The 18,579-nt window shown below is 70.2% G+C and carries 7 protein-coding genes; 2 read left to right on the top strand and 5 right to left on the bottom strand.

Features of this window, described 5'->3' with window-relative positions:
* Positions 1–36: 36 nt before the first annotated feature.
* From drmB to drmD, 4 genes are read right to left on the bottom strand one after another with little or no spacing between them, the layout of a single operon-like run.
* Positions 37–1,905 (bottom strand): DrmB family protein, encoded by a 1,869-nt coding sequence (gene drmB, locus AC1GI4_RS05265; RefSeq protein ID WP_479628817.1) that lies wholly within the window; start codon positions 1,903–1,905, stop codon positions 37–39.
* Positions 1,902–5,342 carry a DISARM system helicase DrmA gene (gene drmA, locus AC1GI4_RS05260; RefSeq protein ID WP_479628816.1) on the bottom strand — a complete coding sequence of 1,147 codons (3,441 nt, stop codon included), beginning with the start codon at positions 5,340–5,342 and terminating at the stop codon, positions 1,902–1,904. Before drmA ends, drmB begins: the two co-directional genes overlap by 4 nt.
* Positions 5,339–9,265, bottom strand: coding sequence for an Eco57I restriction-modification methylase domain-containing protein (locus AC1GI4_RS05255; RefSeq protein ID WP_479628815.1), 3,927 nt, complete (start codon positions 9,263–9,265; stop codon positions 5,339–5,341). The genes drmA and AC1GI4_RS05255 overlap by 4 nt, the downstream gene beginning before the upstream one ends.
* Entirely contained in the window at positions 9,262–12,462 is a 3,201-nt protein-coding gene (drmD, locus tag AC1GI4_RS05250; protein ID WP_479628814.1) for a DISARM system SNF2-like helicase DrmD, read from the bottom strand. Before drmD ends, AC1GI4_RS05255 begins: the two co-directional genes overlap by 4 nt.
* Before the next feature lie 164 nt (positions 12,463–12,626).
* Here drmD and cas3 point away from each other — a divergent pair, with 164 nt between their 5' ends.
* Both cas3 and AC1GI4_RS05240 read left to right on the top strand, forming a co-directional pair.
* Positions 12,627–15,149 (top strand): CRISPR-associated helicase Cas3', encoded by a 2,523-nt coding sequence (gene cas3, locus AC1GI4_RS05245; protein ID WP_479628813.1) that lies wholly within the window; start codon positions 12,627–12,629, stop codon positions 15,147–15,149.
* A 94-nt stretch (positions 15,150–15,243) separates the two neighbouring features.
* Positions 15,244–17,448, top strand: a complete 2,205-nt coding sequence (locus AC1GI4_RS05240; RefSeq protein WP_479628812.1) for a beta-N-acetylhexosaminidase family protein — start codon at positions 15,244–15,246, stop codon at positions 17,446–17,448.
* A gap of 155 nt (positions 17,449–17,603) precedes the next feature.
* Here AC1GI4_RS05240 and AC1GI4_RS05235 read toward each other — a convergent pair whose 3' ends face one another.
* Positions 17,604–18,467, bottom strand: coding sequence for an alpha/beta hydrolase (locus AC1GI4_RS05235; protein ID WP_479628811.1), 864 nt, complete (start codon positions 18,465–18,467; stop codon positions 17,604–17,606).
* Between the last annotated feature and the right edge of the window lie 112 nt (positions 18,468–18,579).

Here is an 18,579-nt window from a genome sequence, read left to right as displayed (position 1 = left end):
TTTCCCGGCCGTGGGAGTTTGTATCCGATCGAATGCTCACTCGAACAACCCCGTCCCGCCCGCCAGCAACGTCTGCGCGGTCAGCGCCCGGTCGAGATAGAGGTTGCGCGCCTCGCAACTCGTCTCGGCGACCAGCAGGCAGCTATGGCAGGCGGCACCGCTCAGCGCGCGCTCGTCGGTGTGGGCGTCGGGGTCATGCTCTGCACATATTGGGTCCCCGGAACATAGCGCCAGCCGGTCCAGCGCCCGCTCGGCGATCGCGCCCAGCCGGGGCAGCACGGCGACCAGCCCGCCCAGCGTCCCCTGCGTGCCGGTCGAGGCCGTGTAGATGAGCAGGCCAAAGCGCTCGCCCTCGTCATCGACGATCGCATAGAGCCGTTCCTTGAGCGCGGTCGCCGGATAGCCGCAGTCGAGCGCGATCTCGTTCATCAGCGCATGGGAAAAGCCGTGAATGGCATAATAGGCGACGCGCGGGAATTGCAGCCGCGCGCCATAGAATTGCCCGGCCCGCCAGCGATCCCATCCCCGGTACAACGCCTCGCCGCGCCGCTGCACCGCCGGGCGGGACAGCCAGTCGCGAATGACATCCGGGTCGAAGCGCAGGAAGATGCCTTCGCCGCGATGCTCGACGGCGGGCAGCCATTCCAGCTCGGTGGCGAGTGCTGCACCCTCGACCGCCAGATACAGCTCCTCCAGATCGCCGTCGGTCGCGGTCGGCGCGGCTTCGAACCGGGTGAAGCCATACAGGCACGCCACCTCGCGCAGCCGGTCGACCGCCACCGCCGAGGCGATGGGGGCGAGGCGGGGGCGCTCGCCGTCCCATTCGGCGCGGGTCAGGGTGCGGGCGTGGAGCCGGGCGTCGGGCGCATCGACGCCGATCTGCGGCTGGCCGGAGGCGAGCAGGTCGAACTCGGCGACCTTGGGGGCCTTGGCGAGCGACTGGTTGCCGCTCAGGCGCAACTGGCCGATCCGTGTCACGACATCGGCGTCGCTCCACCCCGCCAGTGCGGCGCGAAGCGCGGGGTTGGACCGGCGGGCGATCACCATCTCCGCCTCGCACGTCACCCAGTCGATCGCGTCCAGATGCGCCTCGACCAGTCGCGACAGCTCGTCTTCGGCGGCGGGCAGCGAGATGACGGTCAGCACCTGCGGGAAATAGGCGTTTGTCGCGGTGCGGGTGAGGAAGCGCAGATTCTCGCTGCATGCGTCCGGCTCGTTAGTGCGCAGCCACGGGCGACGCCCCCGGCATCCACCGAGTTGCCCATTCGCCTGCGCATCCCGAAGCGACAACGCCGCGCCGCAGCCGCAGACCACACGGGTCGAAGCCGGATCGCCCGAGGTGCCGCGCTCCTCCAGCCAGAGCGGCTGGATGCAGCGTTCCTCCCGTCCCTCCTGACCGATATGGACGACCTGCGCCCAGTGGATGTCCTGCAAATGCCCTTTGCGGCATCCCGCGACGAAGCGGATCGGCGTCACGCTCACGCGGCGACCGTCCTCGTCGACCAGCATGTTGCGCCCGCGCGGGTCGAGATCGCGCCAGCGGACCAGGCGGCGGCGGCGGACCTCGCCGACCTCTTCGGCATCGCTCGCGACGAACCAGGCGGGGAAGATGCGCGCCTCGACACCGGGCGGTTCGGTCGGGGCGTTCGAGGTGTCGCTGTCGGCAGGGGGTGTGCGTAGCGAGAGGCGTGCATCCTCGGCCAGCCGTCCGCCCGCACGCAGCAGCGTCTCCAGCACCGCCGTCGCGCGGGGTTCGTGGATCGGCTGCCAGCTGCCCCGTTCGCGCATGTGCCACAGGTCGAGCCCGCCGATGACCACCGAGCGGGTGGGCAGGTCGACCATCGCGCCGGGGCCGAAGGCGGTGATGAGCTGCGACTGGCGCAGCGTGATGGGCTTGGTCGTCATGCCATGTCTCCCGCGCCGCCGACCCGTTCGCCATCGGGGCCGCGCGGCTTGATCCGGACGCCGGGTTCGACGTCGCGCATGCTCCACCCGGCCTGGAAGCGGCGATGCTCGGGGGGAAGCTGGTCCAGCGCCGGATCGAGCGGCGGGTGGAGCAGCCGGTGCGGCCGGTCGCCATAGGTGATGCGGCCCCCGGCGGCGGTCTGTTCGGCGGCGATATCGATCCAGTCGTCGAGCAGCGCCTCGATCTGCGCGGCCAGCGTCTCGCGCACCTCGGGCGGCGCGCGCTCGACCAGATGCCGCACCACCGCCGCGCGCGTTGCGGGCAGGCTCGCCAGCGCATCGACCGCGCTCGCCGGGGTGAGCGCGGGGTCGAGATGCCGGGCGATCGCCACCACGATCGCAGCCAGCGTGCGGTCCAACGCGCGCGGCGACCAGGGCGTGACGCTGGTCGCCTCGACCGCGCGGTAGAAGGTGTCGTGGAAATGGCCGAACTGCTCGAAATGCATCCGGTCGCGCGGGCGGTGGACGTTGAGCACCACGACGACCAGGCCGGGGCGCGCCGGATTGCGACCGACACGGCTGGTCGCCTGGATATATTCGGCGGCCGTCTTGGGCTGCCCCTGCACCAGCATCAGGCCGAGCCGGTCAATGTCCAGCCCGACCGAGATCATGTTGGTCGCCAGCGCGACATCGACCGGCTGGCCCTCGCCGCTATCGAAGGTCGCTTCCAGCCGCCTTTTCGCCGCCGCGACCTGATCGGTCGATACGCGCGAGGTCAGCTCGACCGGCTCGCCCAGCACACGGTCGGCAAAGGGGCGGTCGGATGGCTCCAGCCGCCGCCGCTGCGCGCCGTAACTGGCGAGCCGGGCGGCCACCTCGTCCTCGACGATCCGCCGCGCGCCGCCCAGTTCGCGCAGCGCGTTGAAGTAACAGAGCGCGGTGCGATAAGCGTCCGCCTCGTCGCCATCCTCGGCCATGGCCTGCGCAGACCCCAGCAGCGTCACCAGTGCCTGCAGGAAGACCAGTTTCGGCCCGCGCCCGGCGGCGGCCAGCCCGACATACCAGCGTGCCGGATCGGCCTCGCTCTCGGCGCGGGTCAGCGCGAAGAAGCTGTCGCGCCGGTCGAGCCCCGGCGGCGGGAAGATGCGGGTTCGGTCGCGGTCGAACAGTGCGCGGATCTGGTCGCTGGCGCGGCGGACGGTGGCGGTGGAGGCGACGATCTTGGGCCGCACCCGCCGGCCGTTCATGTCACGGCTCGCCAGCCGGTCGATCGCGGCTTCGTACAGTCCGGCGACGGTGCCGAGCGGGCCGGAGATCAGGTGAAGCTCGTCCTGTACCACCAGATCGGGCGGATCGAGCCGGTGCCCGCCGTCGAGGGCGCGACCCTGGCCGGGTTCGGCCGCGCCGTAGAAACCCTTGTCGTCGGCGCGGTCGACATGGCCGAAGAACGCGCCCGCCTGACCGTTCCAGGGCAGGGCGGCGAACTTGTCGATCGTGGCGATCAGGAAAGCGGGCAGGCGGCGGTAAATGGCCTCGTCCACCGTCACCACCGGCAACGCGCGATCGCCCGTAAAGGGACAGGTCAGGCTGACGCAGCGCAGTTCGAGGTTGGTGGGGGCGTCGGCATGGGGGACGCAGCGGAAGCTCTGCGGGGTAAAGGCGGTGCCGCACCACGGGCAGGCCTTGATCGGCGCGGGCGCGCGGGTATCGCGACCGCTGGTATAGGCACGCACGCGCTTGACGGCGGTGCCTTCGGTTCGGTCGCCCTTGCCGCCCAGTTTGTTGGGGCTGGCGTCGGAGCCGACCCAGAGTCCGATCTCGATCGGCCAGTCGCCCAGATGCGGACGGCCCGCTGCGTCGCGGTATTCAGGGCCGTCGCGCAGCAGCTCCAGCGCGCAGACCAGCCCGGCGGCGCGACCCAGCTGGTCCAGCGTCAGCAGCCGCAGCGTATAGCGCATGATGACCGACACGCCCGCGCCCAGCAGCCCGCTCGCCCCCAGCCGCCGCAGCGCGATGGTGAAGGCGGCGAGGCCCAGATAGGCCTCGGTCTTGCCGCCGCCGGTCGGGAAGAACAGCAGGTCGGCGATGTCGCGGTCGGGGTGGCGCTTGTCGGCCATGCCCGACAGGTTGAGCAGGATGAAGGCGAGCTGGAACGGCCGCCAGGCGGGCGTCGTGTCGGTGGGGCGGCGCGCGCGGGTGGCGTCGGCGACGGCGCGATTGGCGATCTCGAAGGCGAGGCGGACCTGTGCGTCCCCGGCGAGCAGTGCGATCCCGGCGGCGATACGCGTCCGCGCTTCGTCCTGCGCGGCGATCAGCGTCGCGGCGGTTCGGGCGCGCTGGCTGGCATTGGCGAGATCGGGCGCCGTGGCCGCCTCGCGCTGGCCGTCCGCCCAGTCGCGATAGCCCGTGACCAGCGGGGTGAGCGCCGTCTGCAACGCCTGTCCGTCCTCGCGCGCCAGCGTAGCCAGTGCATCCATGCCGAACACGACACCCGGCACCGCCGCCGCCACGGTTCGCTCCACGGCGGCGCGGGGCAGGTGGGTGGTGTGGACGCGGCGGACACAGCCATCCGCGTCCGTGACATGCGCCGCCGCACAGCCCAGACCGGCGGCATAGGCGGCGCTGTCCCGGTAATGCAGATCGGCGAGCTGGTCGTCCCAGTCGTCGCGCGCAATCCGCGACAGGTCGTGCTGCGCGACGAACCCGGCCTCGCAACGAAGCGACAGCCGCACCTGAAAGGCATAAGCCAGGTCGCGATAGCGCGAGGCGGGCTCCAGCCGCTTGTTGACCAGAAAGACGGTGACGACCTGCACCATGCGCCGCGATCCGTCGGCGAGGTGCAGCGCAAAGGGCCGGGCGCGGATCGCCAGCTCCAGCGCACCGCCGGGCCGCGCGGTGGCGGCGGTGCCGGGTAGCGGGTGATGCGCGACGCCCTCGTCCTCGCGCGGCACGGTCAGGGTAATGCGATGCTCGCGCGCCACCCGCCGCCAGCCGATGGGCGTATGGCCGGGCTCGCCGCCGCTCTCCAGCATGTCGGGCGGCAGCGGCGGCTCGGGCACATAATCGCCCCAGTCGAGCGCGACCTCCACGTCACGGACCTGGGGATCGACCATGGTCGACAGCCCGATCGAACTGGGCAGGAAGCGCCGTCGCGCGGCCGGGACCTCCGGCTCGTCATGATCCCCCGCCGCACCGCCCGCGCCGAACGCCTCGACATCGGAGAGGAGGCCATCGACCTCATCCCATTCGGTATCGGCGGCGGGCTCCTGGGTCAGCTCGCCCGAGGGGGCGATGAAGCCCGCCAGATACCAGCGCGAGGGGTTCTCGCCCGCCGGGAGCCGTTCGGCGAGCAGGTCATGGTCGTCCGCCTCGCTCGGGCCGATCAGGTTACGGCGCAGCCGCCGCACCATCTCCGCACGCACGCCGTCCGCGTTCACAGCATCCGCTCCATCCTGACCCGTTCCTCGTTGAGCTTGAGAAGGCGCGCCAGCACCGCGTCGCGAAACGGCGCGGGCCAAAAGAGGCGGCCCTGATAGCGGTGGTCGTCCTCGCTCTCGGCATCGAGGAAGACCGGCGCGGCCTCGGCGGCGAGATCGCCCCAGCCGTAAGCTGCCAGCACCGCCCGATCCATGGCGTGGTGCAGGTCGCGCAACGTCGCGATGTCCGCTTGCGTATCGGTGGCGCGGTGGAAGCGGTTATAGGTCGGCGTCATCCCCTGATCGCGCGCGACCATCAGCGCGGCGCGGTGGTCGTGATAGGTTCGCCCTGCGGCTTCGAGTTCGGGGGAGTCGGTATGGCAGGGGGGCAGGGGGAAGGTCTCGAAACAGTCCGAGGGCGTGTAACGGAGACGATCTTCCAACGTAGACGCGAAGAAGCGTGTCCAGACTTCATGGACGCGGGATTGAAGGATGGCAAAGGCCGAATGCGAGTCCATCGCAAAATTTACGAGCGTCAAGGCAAGGACCTGATCGCTGGGCACGAATGCGAAAGCGTGATGCGGCGAAACCTGAGGCTGGACGATGACTTTCTGCAACGATGCTATTGCTTGATAAAGCTGCGGCGCTTTCTCGGCAAACTGCCACCATTTGCGGCGGCGTAGTTCGCGATTGTCGCGATCGCGTTCCGGTTTGACGAGCCGTTCGACGATGTCGAGTAGCGCTGGCCAATCCGTTGCCACGCGATCGGGATAATCGTGCGCTACCAACCCCAAGCGCAGTTGGTCGGCACGCTCCCGATCTGACAGCAGACGCCAACTCTTCCCGTCCTCCATTCGCCTCAAAGGCATATCGCCGAAATCGATGGTGTACCTGTTATGGGATATAGCTGGCGAATTATTGACTTCTTCGCCGCCAAGATAGGGCCTGATCCGACCGGCATTGTCGGCATTGGCGGCGATCAGTTCGTCCATCATGTCGAGCGAACTGGCTTTCCCCTTGCGGAAATTTACATCGTCGAAAGTGAACCCCATGCCGAGCAGGTTCGATCCTTGGAAAGCTTTCCCCGCATTCTCCCGCAGCGCCGCAGGCGAGCCGTCTAGGTCGCCCTCCATCAGATAGGCCGAGATGCGCCGCACCGGCTTGTCATCCAGCACTGGCGTCCAGCTTGCGGCCCCCTTCGCCACGAACACCTGTGCGACCACGACCGCCGCCTCACCCTCCCAGCGATAGCGGCTGACCGCGCGAAAGATGGTGCCGCCGTCGGCTAGAATGCGCGCCAGTCCGGTTTCGCGCGTGTCGCCCTGCCGGATCGTGTTCGTCGCGATCAGCCCGAACGCACCGCCGCGACGGAGCAGGCCATAGGCGCGGCGGAAGAAATGCGCGGCAAGGTCGGCATTGCCGTGCGCGCCGGGGTGGAGCGTCTTCAGCCAGTCGGGATAGGCGGCCGCATGACCCGCCGCGATGGTGTTCTTGCCCGCAAAGGGCGGGTTGCCGATGATCGCGTCGAAACCGGGATCGGGGCGGTTGAAGACATCCTCGAACTCCAGCTCCCAGTGGAAGGGCGTGACGTCGATCGGGGGACGGCGCAGTTCGCCGCGACAGCCCTCAAGCCGTGCCCAGCTGGCGGGTGTGGCGGACAGCACGCATTGCTGGACTTCGATCAGCCGCGCGGCCCGTTCTTTTGCGGTGGTGCCCGTAAAATAGGACCAGAGGATGCCGTCCGCGACCAACTGCGCGCGTTCCAGCGCCAGCGTGGCGGCGCGGTGCCGCCGTTCCTGCACGGCATAGGGCGCGATCTCCGCCTCGACGCGCATCAGGCGGCGGAGCTGGGCGGCGGCGTCGATGCCTTCGCGCACGATCGCCTCGACGAAACCCTGCTGCCCCGACACTTTGTCCCAGGTGACGGCGATGATGTTCGGATTGGGCAGCCCGACCAGAGAGTCGCCACAGCGCAGGACCGCGTCGAGAAAGGTGAACTCGTGCGCGCTCGCCAGCGTCTCCAGCCAGAGCGACAGCTTGGCGAGGTCGATGGCCAGCGGGTTGCGGTCGACGCCGCGCAGGCAATGCTGCGCCACCAGCCGCTTGGCGTGGAGCAGGTCGTCCTCATCCGCCGGAATGGTCGGGCGCTGGGCGGGCCAGCGCGCCCAGGCGGCGACCAGCCGCTCGCCGAGCTGGCGACAGGCCTCGACCAGGAATGCCCCCGATCCGGCGGCGGGGTCGCAGATCTTCAGGTCGAGGATCTGGGCCGGTCCCGCATCCGGGCCGATCCGCGCGAAGGCGGGGGCGAGCGAATGGGCCACGATCGGGCGGGTCAGGCTGGCCGGGGTGTAATGGCTGCCGGTGCGGCGGCGCTCGTCGGTCGGTTGCAGGATCGGGGTGCACGCCGCGACCGGCCCGCGCGGGGCGGCGCGGGCGTCCGTCACGGGCGCGAGGGCGGCGGCCAAGCCGGCGGCATCGCTCGCATCCCGCAGGGCGCGCGACACGGCGGCGGGCCAGGCGGCACGGCCGGTCCAGAGCTTCAGCGTCCGTTCGCGCTCCGATGGCTTGACGGCGGCCAGTGCCTCCAGATCGACCCAGACGGGCACCTTGTTGCCCTTGCCCGCGCGCACCGCCAGCATCAGGCTGTGCGAGCGCTGGACGGTGAAGCCCATCACCGCCTCGTACACCGACCCGATCTGCTCGACGCTGAGCGCCCGGTACGCGACGCGTTCGCCCTTCAACATCAACAGGCTGTCGAGCACGCGCAGGATACAGCCGTCGCCGACCGGCAGCACCTGTTCGGGCGCATCATGCGTGTCGCGGCCCAGCAGGAAGGGAAAGGCCGCCTCGCTGAACAATTGCCCGCCGCGCGCCTGCATGAAGCCGGAAGGATGGCCGCGATCGACCAGCCGGAACAGCGCGAGCAACCGGCCCCAGGCGCCGCGCCGCTCGTCCATCGTATCAGGATAGAGCGCGGCATCATCACGCAACCGCAGGTGCAGGCCGCCCAGCGCATAGCCCTGTTCGTACAGTGTCGCCGCCATGCCGCCGGGCGCCGAGGGCATCAGCCCGCGATCCTCGGCATAGAGGATGAAGACCAGGCGGAGGAGCACGGTCAGCAGGCCCTTGTAGAGCTGGTCCGGGTCGCTCTCCGCCAGCGCCCGGATGCGCGGACCATCGGCGTCGTCCAGCCCGCGCAGCAATTCGTGCAGCCCCGCTAGCACCTGTCCGGCCAAGCGGCTCGATACTTCCGCCTGCGCCGCCCGGCTTTCGGCGAGGATCGCGGGGAGGCGATGCGAGGGCGGGCCGCTGAACAGCGCATGGGCGTCGAGCAGGAGCTTCAATCCCGCCAGCATCGGGCGGCCCGACACGTCACCCAGGCGTGCGAGCGGCCAGCTGATATGGCCCGACGCCTCGCCGCGCGGCACCACGACCAGCCGCAGCACGGGTTCGGTGGCGGGGCCGTCCTTGCGACCCGTCTCGGCCGCGCCGACGAGCACCCCGGCGCCGACTCCCGTTTCGCGCAGCAGCCGCTCGAACCGCTGTTGCGCGGTCGCTTCCCAGCCGGGCAGGGTGCCGCGTTTGTCGAGGATCAGCTCGGGCGCCTCGATCCGCACCAGCAGCTGGATCGTGCCGTCGGGCGCGGGGATCGCGCCATGCGGCTCCAGCAGCGTGTCCTGCTCGGGAAAGGCGATGCGCAAATTGTCGGGCAGGGCGTCGCCGAGCAGAATCCGCTCGGCGGGCCAGCCCAATATGGTGTGGAAGAAAGCCCATGGATCGGCGGCGAATCCCTCCACCGCGCGGGCGACCGCGTCGCCGTCCGCTGGTCCCTGCGGGCTGGGCCAGAGACCGATCCGCGCGAGGGCGGCGGGCGCGACGACCAGACCGACCGGCTGGAGATAGCCGATCCAGTCGTGCCGACCGCCGGGGATGGGGCCGCTCATGCCATGGGCCAGAGATAGACGAGGCCGATCGGCTCCAGCCGGGTGGCGTGGATACGCGATCCGGCGCGCAGCCGTTCGGGCTCGCGGACCAGCTCGTCGTCGAGCCGGGTGGCGGCGCGGTCCCAGGAGCGGCGGTCGGCGGCGCGCTGCCGCGCTTCCAGCGGATCGAGCAGCAGCGAGAGCTGTCCGTCATCTTGCCCACGTTCACGCAGGATGCGCGCGATGCGCTGGCGCAGCAGCGTCTCCAGCCCGCGCGCTTCGGCCTCGGCGCGACGGGTCAGTTCGGCTGCCACCTTCTCGACCCGCGCTGCCGCCCGCGCCTCCAGCACAGGGCGGAGGTCGGTCACGTCGCGCATCGCATGGACAGTCGCCTGGGCGGCGATGGCGGGCTCGGCGTCGGTCGCGGAGCGCAGCGCCTCGATCAGTTCCTCCAGCACCCGCGCCTCGGCATCGCGCCCCTCGGCCAGCGCGCGAAGGCCGCCCGTGTCGCGCCAGTCGGCGGCGACGCTCAACACTTCCTCATGCAGTCGTGCCGCCTGTTCCCCAAAGAGCGCCAGCCGCCCCAGCAGGATCACGCGCGGGGAGAGAGTGGCGGCGGTGCGGATGACGCAGGCGCGCTCCAGCCCCTGCCGGAAACCCGCCGACAGGAAGCGCCCGAGCAGGCGGCGGACCAGCCGGTGTTCCAGATGCAGTTGCACCACATCGCCCGCATCGCGCCCATCGGGCAGGATGGCGGGGGCGAAGCTGATCCGGCGGACATCGGCATCGGGGCTGGCCCGCCATTCGCCGGGCCGCTCGCCGGGGCGGATCGGGCGGGCGCGCAGTTCGTCGAGCAGCGGCTGCCAGCTGGGATCGCCCGCGAATGTCGCCTGGTCGATCGCGAAGACCGGCGTCTCGCCGACAGTCGCCGGGCGGCTCCACGCGCCACCCGCCTTGTCCAGGGCGAGGCCGACGACCGACTGCAACTCCCCCGGATCGACGCCGACCCGCGCCCGCGCCGTCTCCAGCGCCCGGGCCAGATCGGCCTGTTCGCGCTTCAGCCGCGCGAGCCGTGCCTCGGCCCCGTCGTCCAGGTCGCGCACAGCCGCACGGACGCGCTCATCGGCTTCCTCGTCGTCGATCCGCGCAGCGAGATCGCGCGCGGCCGCCCGGTCGATGCCGCCGCCCAGCCGGTCGGCGATCCGCGTGCCCAACACCTGTCCCGCCGAGCCGAGCTGGCGGCGGATCAGCTCGGTCTTGCGGACCAGCGCGTCGAGAACCACGTCTTCGGGTCGCTGGGCATAGACGAAATAGCGGCAGGTGACGGTCGGGCTCGGTTGCAGCTTGCGGTCGATCCGCCCGTTGCGCTGCTCCAGCCGCGACGGGTTCCAGGGCAGGTCGACATGGATCAGGTCATGGCATTGCGCCTGGAGATTGATCCCCTCGCGCGCGGCATCGGTGCAGATCAGGATGCGAAGCGGATCGGCGGGGTCGTTGAAGGCGCGCTTGATCGCCTCGCGCCGCTCGGTCGAGGTGATGCCGGTGAAGCTGTCGATCCGCCGCGCCTCCTGCGCGTCGTCCGGGTCGACCAGCACCGCCAGCTGTCGCTGGAGCCACCGGCGCGTGTCCTCATATTCGGTGAACAGGATCAGCCGCCGCTCGCGCCATTGCCCTTGCGCATCCAGCAGGTTCGCGCGCGCCCAGTCGAGGATCCAATGGACGCGCGCATCGGCCTGCGTGCGGGCGGTGTCCGCCACGGCCAGCATCGCGGCGGCGGCGCGGCGTTCCTCCGCCAGCTGATCGCGCGACGCCCCCGCCGCGCCGGTGGCGGCTTGCCGTTCGGCTTCGATCTCGACCGCACGGTCGAGCAGGGCCAGCGCGGCATCTTCATCGTCCGCCCGGTCTGGGGCCTCATCTTCGGTAGGTACGATTGCGTCGGGCGTGGTCCCGGCGATCGCGCGGTCCAGCCCGGCGATATGGACGCGCAAGGTGCGCGCGAAGGCCGGGATGGAGGACAGCAACCGTTGTTGCAGCCCCACCATCGCCAGCCGCGCGCGTCCCGCCTGCGGCCCCGCCAGCCCGGCGATCCGGCGTTCGCGCAACCGGCGATAGTCCGCCAGCATCGCAGCCAGCGTCAGCTCGGGGGCATCCTCCGGCAGGTCGTCGAGGGTGATCGGCTCGACGATCCGCTCGGGAAAGGCCTCGCCCAAAGCGCGCAGGTCGCTTTTCAGGCGGCGGACCATCACCGGCTCCAGATCGGCGGGGCGGACGGTGACGCCGCGCGTGAACCGCTGCGGGTCGAGCAGTTCCAGCAGCGTCGCAAAGCTGTTGGGATGGCCGTTATGCGGCGTGGCCGACAGGAACAGGCGGTGCTCGAACCGATCCGATAGGTCGCGCAGGGACCGGGTGAACTGGCTCTCGATCGCATAGCGGCCACCGCCCGCCGGGGCGGCGTGGTGCGCTTCGTCCAGGATCAGCAGCGAGCGCGCGCGAAAATCCTCCAACACGTCGCGGAGCCCCGCGACATAGGCTTCCTCGCCCAGCAGCCGGTGCGACAGGATGAAGCGCGATCCCGCCGCCCAGGGGTTCGCGCCGTACCCGCGCCGCCGCCGCAATTCCTCCAGATGGCGCGCGTCGATGATCTCGAAGCCCAGGCCGAACTTGCTCTGCAATTCGTCGCGCCACTGGCCGGTCATCGCGGCGGGGGCGATGACGACGGTATAGTCGACACGCCGGCGCAGCAGCAGCTCGCGCAGGACCAGACCGGCCTCCACCGTCTTGCCCAGCCCGACATCGTCGGCGATCAGCAGGTTGACGCGCGGCAGGCGCAGCGCCTTGCGCAAGGGCAGCAGCTGATAGGGATCGAGCCGGATACCGGCACGGAACGGCGCCTGGAACAGGTCGCGCTCGGCCGCCGTCGCGGTGCGCCAGCGCACGGTGCGCAAGTAGGCCGAGAAGGTCGCCGCATCCCCGCCCTGCGTGCCGAGCGAGGCCCAGGCTTCCTCGTCATGCAGCCGCGCATCGACCTCCGCGCTCCACAGGACCTGCGCATCCTCGCCGCTGGCATCGTCGTCGATACAGGCGAGCTTGTGACCGGAAAGGGGGCCTTCCGGCTGCGCCTCGACCATCCACAGCCGTCCGCGCAGCGACACGAACTGGCCGACCCCCGGCCCGGCGGCACGGGGCGATGACGTGGCAAAACCAGCCGTCTCGGACATAGTTTGGTCAAATCCTCCCGCTCGCGAGGATGCGGGGCGGCGCGGATATCGCCAAAGACAGCCGGACCCGAAACGGATGCACTATTCAGCCGGGCAAGGATTGCGTGCGATTTCGCTGGCGCTAGTCTTTCGCGCGGGCGTGTGGCGCCTTGGGGGAGAGGGTGATGAGCGGCACGGAGCCTTGGGCGAAACTGAACCGTCACGATGACGGGACATTGGCGGCCAGATTGCCGTTGCTCGATCACTGCCTCGATGTTGGTGCCGCTTTGGATGCAATTCTGCCCGTCTGGCAGCCGAGCCTGGAAGAGGCAGCGGGCCGCCCCTTGACGTCGCAGGACATCGCCCGGCTGATCGTGCTCGCGGCACTGCACGACATGGGCAAGGCCAATCGCGGCTTCCAGGCGCGGATCGATCCGGCGGTGAAGCAGACGGTCGGCCATACCGGCCCGGTCGCCGCTCTCCTGCGCCATTCCGGCCTGAGACAGGGACCCGCCGCCAGGGCGCTGTTCGAGCTGCTGATGGGCTGGGGCGCGGACCAGCATCTTGCCGCCGTCATGGCGCATCACGGCAGGCCGCTCGCCGAATTCCATGCCGATGCAGGGAAGCATAGCGACTGCTGGACCCGGCATGTCACCCATTGGATGCCGCAGGGCCAAGATGATCCTGCCATTGCGGTCGTCCACCTGATCGACACTTTGCGCGCCCGCTGGCCGCTTGCGTGGGAGGCGGGGCCGAAGCTGCCCGACGCGCCGCGCTTCGTGGCGCTGTTCGCCGGACTGGTGACGCTGGCCGACTGGCTGGGGTCGGATACGAAGCGTTTTCCCGTCGAGGGGCCTTATGGTGCGGATCGTGACGCCTGGCGCGGGGAGCAGGCGCGCGAGTCGGCGGTCGCGCGCGGTTTCACGCCGTTTGGCACGCCGCCCGCCCCGTTCGAGGCGCTGTTCGGCAACGCCCCATACCCCTTCCAGGCGGAGGCCGCGGCGGCCGATCTGGGGCCGGTGGCGCTGATCGAGGCGGAGACCGGGTCGGGCAAGACCGAGGCAGCGCTGTGGCGCTGGGTGGAGATGCGACGGCGCGGCGAGGTCGACGGCCTGTTCTTCGCGCTGCCGACCCGGTCAGCGGCGGTGCAGCTTCATGCGCGGGTCAACCGGGCGATCCAGGCGCTGTGGGGCGAGGATGCGCCGCCCGCCGTGCTGGCGGTCCCCGGCTATCTGCGCGCGGGCGACGCGAAAGGGCAGGCGCTGCCCGGCTATGAAGTGCGCTGGGATCGCGGCGAGCCGGGCGGGGCGGAGGATAGGCGCTGGGCGGCGGAGCGGGCCAATCGTTTCCTGGCGGCACGGGTGGCGGTCGGCACGATCGACCAGGCGCTGCTCGCCGCGCTGCCGGTCAGGCACGCGCTGTTTCGCGCCTCCGCCTTGGCGCGCAGCCTGCTGGTCGTCGATGAGGTTCATGCATCGGACGCCTATATGACCGGGCTGCTCGAACGGCTGCTGGACCATCATGTCGCGGTTGGCGGGCGGGCGCTGTTGCTGTCGGCGACCCTGGGCGCGGCGGCGCGGGCGCGGTTGCTCAAGACGCCGGTCGCGCCGCTCACCGAGGCGGAGGCTTTGCCCTATCCCGCGCTGTCGGGCATCGGATCACCGCCGCGCGCCGCGATGGCGTCGGGCGGGACACCAAAGCATGTCCGTATCGAGACGGCGGGCCTGATCGCCGACCCGGATGCGATCGCCCAGCGCGCGGTAGAGGCCGCGCGCGCCGGAGCGGCGGTGCTGGTCGTGCGCAACAGCGTGGCCGGGGCGGTCGCGGTGGCGCAGGCGGTGGCGGCATTGGCGCCCGAGCTAGCCTTTCGGGTGAACGATGTCGCCACCCTGCACCATGGCCGCTTCGCCGCGACCGACCGGCAGTTGCTCGATGAGGCGGTCGAGAAGGCGTTCGGCAAGACGCGGCAAGCGGGCGGCCGGGTGCTGGTCGGCACCCAGACGCTGGAACAGTCGCTCGATATCGATGCCGATTTCCTCATCACCGATCTGGCGCCCATGGACGTGCTGCTCCAGCGGATCGGGCGGCTGCATCGCCATGCCCGAGAGGACCGGGGTGCCTTTGGTCGAGCACAGGTCTTGGTTCTGCGACCGGAGGAGCGCGACCTGACCCCATGGCTCGATCGCGGCCGTCGCGAGCGCCACGGGCTGGGCAATGTCTATCCCAACTTGTTGCATCTGGAGGCGACGCTGCGCCTGCTGGAGGCGCGGCCCGATATCGCCATTCCACGCGACAATCGCCTGTTGGTCGAACGCGCGCTGCACCCGGAGGCGCTGGCGCCGATCCAGCAAGAGGGCGGGGCGGCATGGATCAACCATGGCCATACACTTGCAGGCGGCGTCGTGGCGGACGGCCAGCGCGCGAGCGGCGTTGCGCTGGACCTGTCGCTTCCCTTCAATCAGCTGGTCTTTCCCGACGACATGGCGGATGTCACCACCCGGTTGGGCGCGCGGGATCTGCTGCTCGATCTGGACCCGCCGCTGGCGGGGCCGTTCGGCGGACAGGTAACACGGATCGCGCTGCCCGGCTGGATGGTCGGGCAAGTCGCGCCCGGCGCGCCGGGCGAGCGGCTGGACGATCGCCGCTTCCGCTTCGGCGGGCGGGACTATCGTTACGACCAATGGGGTCTTCGGACGGACGGGGGCTGAGGACCCGCGATTTGGGCGGTATCGAAAGCGTCGCGCAGCGGGCATAGGGGCGGGGTGAACGCATCCCTATCATTCCAGCCCTTCGGATAAGCCCATGATCGTCCCGGCAGCAGCAGTTGCAGTATCCTGCGTCACGGCCGGGGCAGGGGGCGAGGTGGCGGCCGACCTGTTGAACCGCCGCATCGCGGAGCGGGTCGCACGATGCGGCGATGTCCGGGTAGTGGTGGCCCCGTCGGATGCGGTGGCGGCGGCCTTGCCCGCCAGGCTGCGCAGCCGGTGGCGGCGGCCCGCCGGGCTGGGGCGCGAAGGCTTTGCGATCCGGCGAGTGGGGCCGGTCACGGTCGTCACCGCCAACGCCACCCGCGGGCTGGTTTACGGCGCGGGTTGGGTATTGCGGCATCTCGAAGTGACGGGCGGGACCGCGCATCTCTCGCTTGCGGGGCCGGTCGACGAAAAGCCCGCTTATGCGACGCGGCTGACCCAGATCGGCTACCGGCCCAAGAACAATAGCTACGACGCCTGGACGCTGACCATGTTTCAGCGGCGGATCGAGGATTTTGCGCTATGGGGTGCCAGCGGCGTGCAGATCATCGCGCCGGTGTCCGACGACGATGCGACCGGCCCACTCTTCCCCGCGCCGCCACGCGAGACGCTGGCAGGGATTTCGGCGATCACCCACCGGCTGGGGCTGGATGTCGCGCTCTATTATCCCGAGCTGGGCGATTACGAAAAGCCCGGCGCGGTGGCGGCGGAGGTCGCGGCGTTTCGACGGGTGCTGGGCGATCTGCCTCATGTCGATGCGCTCTATGTGCCGGGCGGCGATCCCGGCCATACCCGACCCGCACGGCTGTTCCCGCTGGTCGCGCAGCAGGCGGCGCTGCTTCGCGCGCGCAATCCGCAAGCACCCGTCTATATCTCGTCGCAGGGGTTCGACGCGGCAGGGTTCGAGGCGTTCTACCACGAGTTGGACAAGCGGCCCGACTGGTTGACCGGCGTGTTCGTCGGCCCACAGACACGCGACCCGCTGCCGGTCGAGCGGTCGCGGATACCGGCGCGCTATCCGCTGATCCTCTATCCCGACATCGCGCATACCATGCACGCGCAATTCCCGGTGCCGCGCTGGTGGCCGGAGTTCGCGCTGACCGAGGGGCGCGAGCCGATCAATCCGCGCCCAGAAGCCTATGCGCACATCTTCGCCCGCTTCGCACCGCTGACCGCCGGGTTCATCACCTATTCGGAGGGGGTGAATGACGACTTCAACCAGTTCCTGTGGTTCCGCATGGGCTGGGACCCGAAGACCGACGTAAAGGCTTTCGCGCGGGACTATGCGCGCGTGTTCATCGGCGACCCCCGCGCGGCGGCGCTTCCGGCGGCGCTCGAGGGGAACTGGATCGGCGACCCCGCGACCAACGCCAATATCGATGCGACGCTGCGTCTCGCCGATCGGGTCCGGCCGTCCGCTTTTGCCGACTGGCGGGTCGACGCCCTGCGCTATCGTGCCGTCTATGACGCGCTGGTCCGCCGCCGCACCATCGCGGCGCGGGCGCGGCGAGCGGCGGCGCTGGCCGCGCCCGATCCTGAACAGGCGCGCGCGATCCTGGCGACCGGCGATGGCCCGCAGGTCGCCGCATTGCTAGACCGGCTGAATGCGCTGGCCGAGCAGCTATGGCAAAAGGCGCGGCTGCAGCTGAGCGTGAAGCGCTATGGCGCGTCGAATATCGAGCGGGGCGCCAATCTCGACCGTGCCGATGTCGACCTGACCGGCCGCGCCTGGATCGAGGCACAGATGGCAAAGGGCTGGCCGATCCCCGACCGCAGTCGCCGGGCGGAGGGCGCGCTGTACGACGATCTCGGCCGTCCGGATGCCGAACCGCATCTGGTGCGCGGGCCCGGCTTTCTCGCCGATCCGCAATTCTTCACCACTGCCATCGACGGCATCGCCGACCGCACCCCGGCGGACGGCTGGTGGCCGGGCGAGCTGGACTATGCCGAGACGCTCTACGACAGCCCGTTGCGGCTGCATTATGACGGCCTCGACCCGCGCCGGGGCTATAAGCTGACCATCACCTATGCGGGCGAGGACTATACCCTGCCGATGCGGCTGGTCGCGAACGGGCATATCCTGTTGCAGGACCATTTCGCCCGCACCGCCAACCCGATGCAGGTCACGATCGTCATCCCGCGCGAGGCCACCGCGAAGGGCAGTCTCGATCTCGCCTGGACCCGCCCGCCCGGCATGGGCGGCAGCGGTCGCGGCAAGCAGGTCGCGGAAACCTGGCTGATTCCGGAGACGCGTTAGACCGTGATGACGTTGCGTTGAACCAAGGCGAGCCCCTCCCCTTCAGGGGAGGGGTTGGGGTGGGGTCTCGCCACGGGCCGCACGCTTGCGGAGGCGCCCCACCCCCGGCCCCTCCCCTGAAGGGGAGGGGTGAATTAATCTTATGTCATCACGCGTTAGCGCGTCACCTGCCGGACGAAGCCGGCGACATCGGCCACCACCGGCGCGCGGCCGCGAAAGGGGCGGGCGACCGACAGGATCAGCCCGACATGGCCGAGCTTGGGGTAGGAGCGCAGCGTCACCGGAACCCCACCCGCCCGCAATCTGGCGGTCAGCGCTTCGCTGTTGCGGGGCAGGACCGTCTTGTCCTCACCTCCGACCAGCAGCAGCGCGGGCGGGTCGCCCGCCCCGGCCCAGTGGATCGGCTGGGTTTCCTGCGGATGCGGCCAGGCCCCGAAGGCGGCGCGGGCAACATCCACGTCGAAGGGCGCGAAGTCATAGGGCCCCGCCAGTCCGACCAGCCCGCGCACCGCCTGCCTGTCGCGGCCCAGCCAGCGGTCGTCGACCGCCAGCATCGCGGCGATATAGGCGCCTGCGGAATGCCCCATCAGCACCAGCTTGGCGGGATCGCCGCCGAACCCGGCGATATGGTCGCGCGTCCAGCGCACCGCCGCTGCACCATCCTCGACGAAGCCGGGATAGCGTATGGCGGGAACCAGCCGGTAATCGGGGATGACCGTTACGAAACCCTGCGCCGCCAGTGCCCGGCCGACAAAGGCATAGCCGCTGCGCGTCCCGCTGTTCCAGCTGCCGCCATAGAAGAATATCACGACCGGCCGCTCGCCGGGGCCGGCATTCCGGGGCGCATAGATGTCCAGTCTTTGTCGCGCATCGATGCCGTAGGGCTGCGCCTCGGCCACGCGCCTGCCGCCACCGTCCTTGGGCACCAGGCTGTCGAAGGTGGTCAGCGGCGAACAGGCCGCCGCCAGCAGCGCCAGCGAGGCGGGAAGGAACCGGGCGAACCGATGAAAACGCGTCATGATCCATCCATGCCCAAAGCGCGCGCCGACCGCCAGAGCGCGACCATTCGGCCCGGCGCAATCCGATCGTCCTGAAAAAAATCATCCCTCATCAATGGCCTGAAACAGGGCG

This window comes from Sphingomonas sp. 77B (assembly GCF_056497825.1).
Note: the sequence above shows the minus strand (reverse complement) of the source record. Positions and strands in the feature narration are given on the sequence as shown.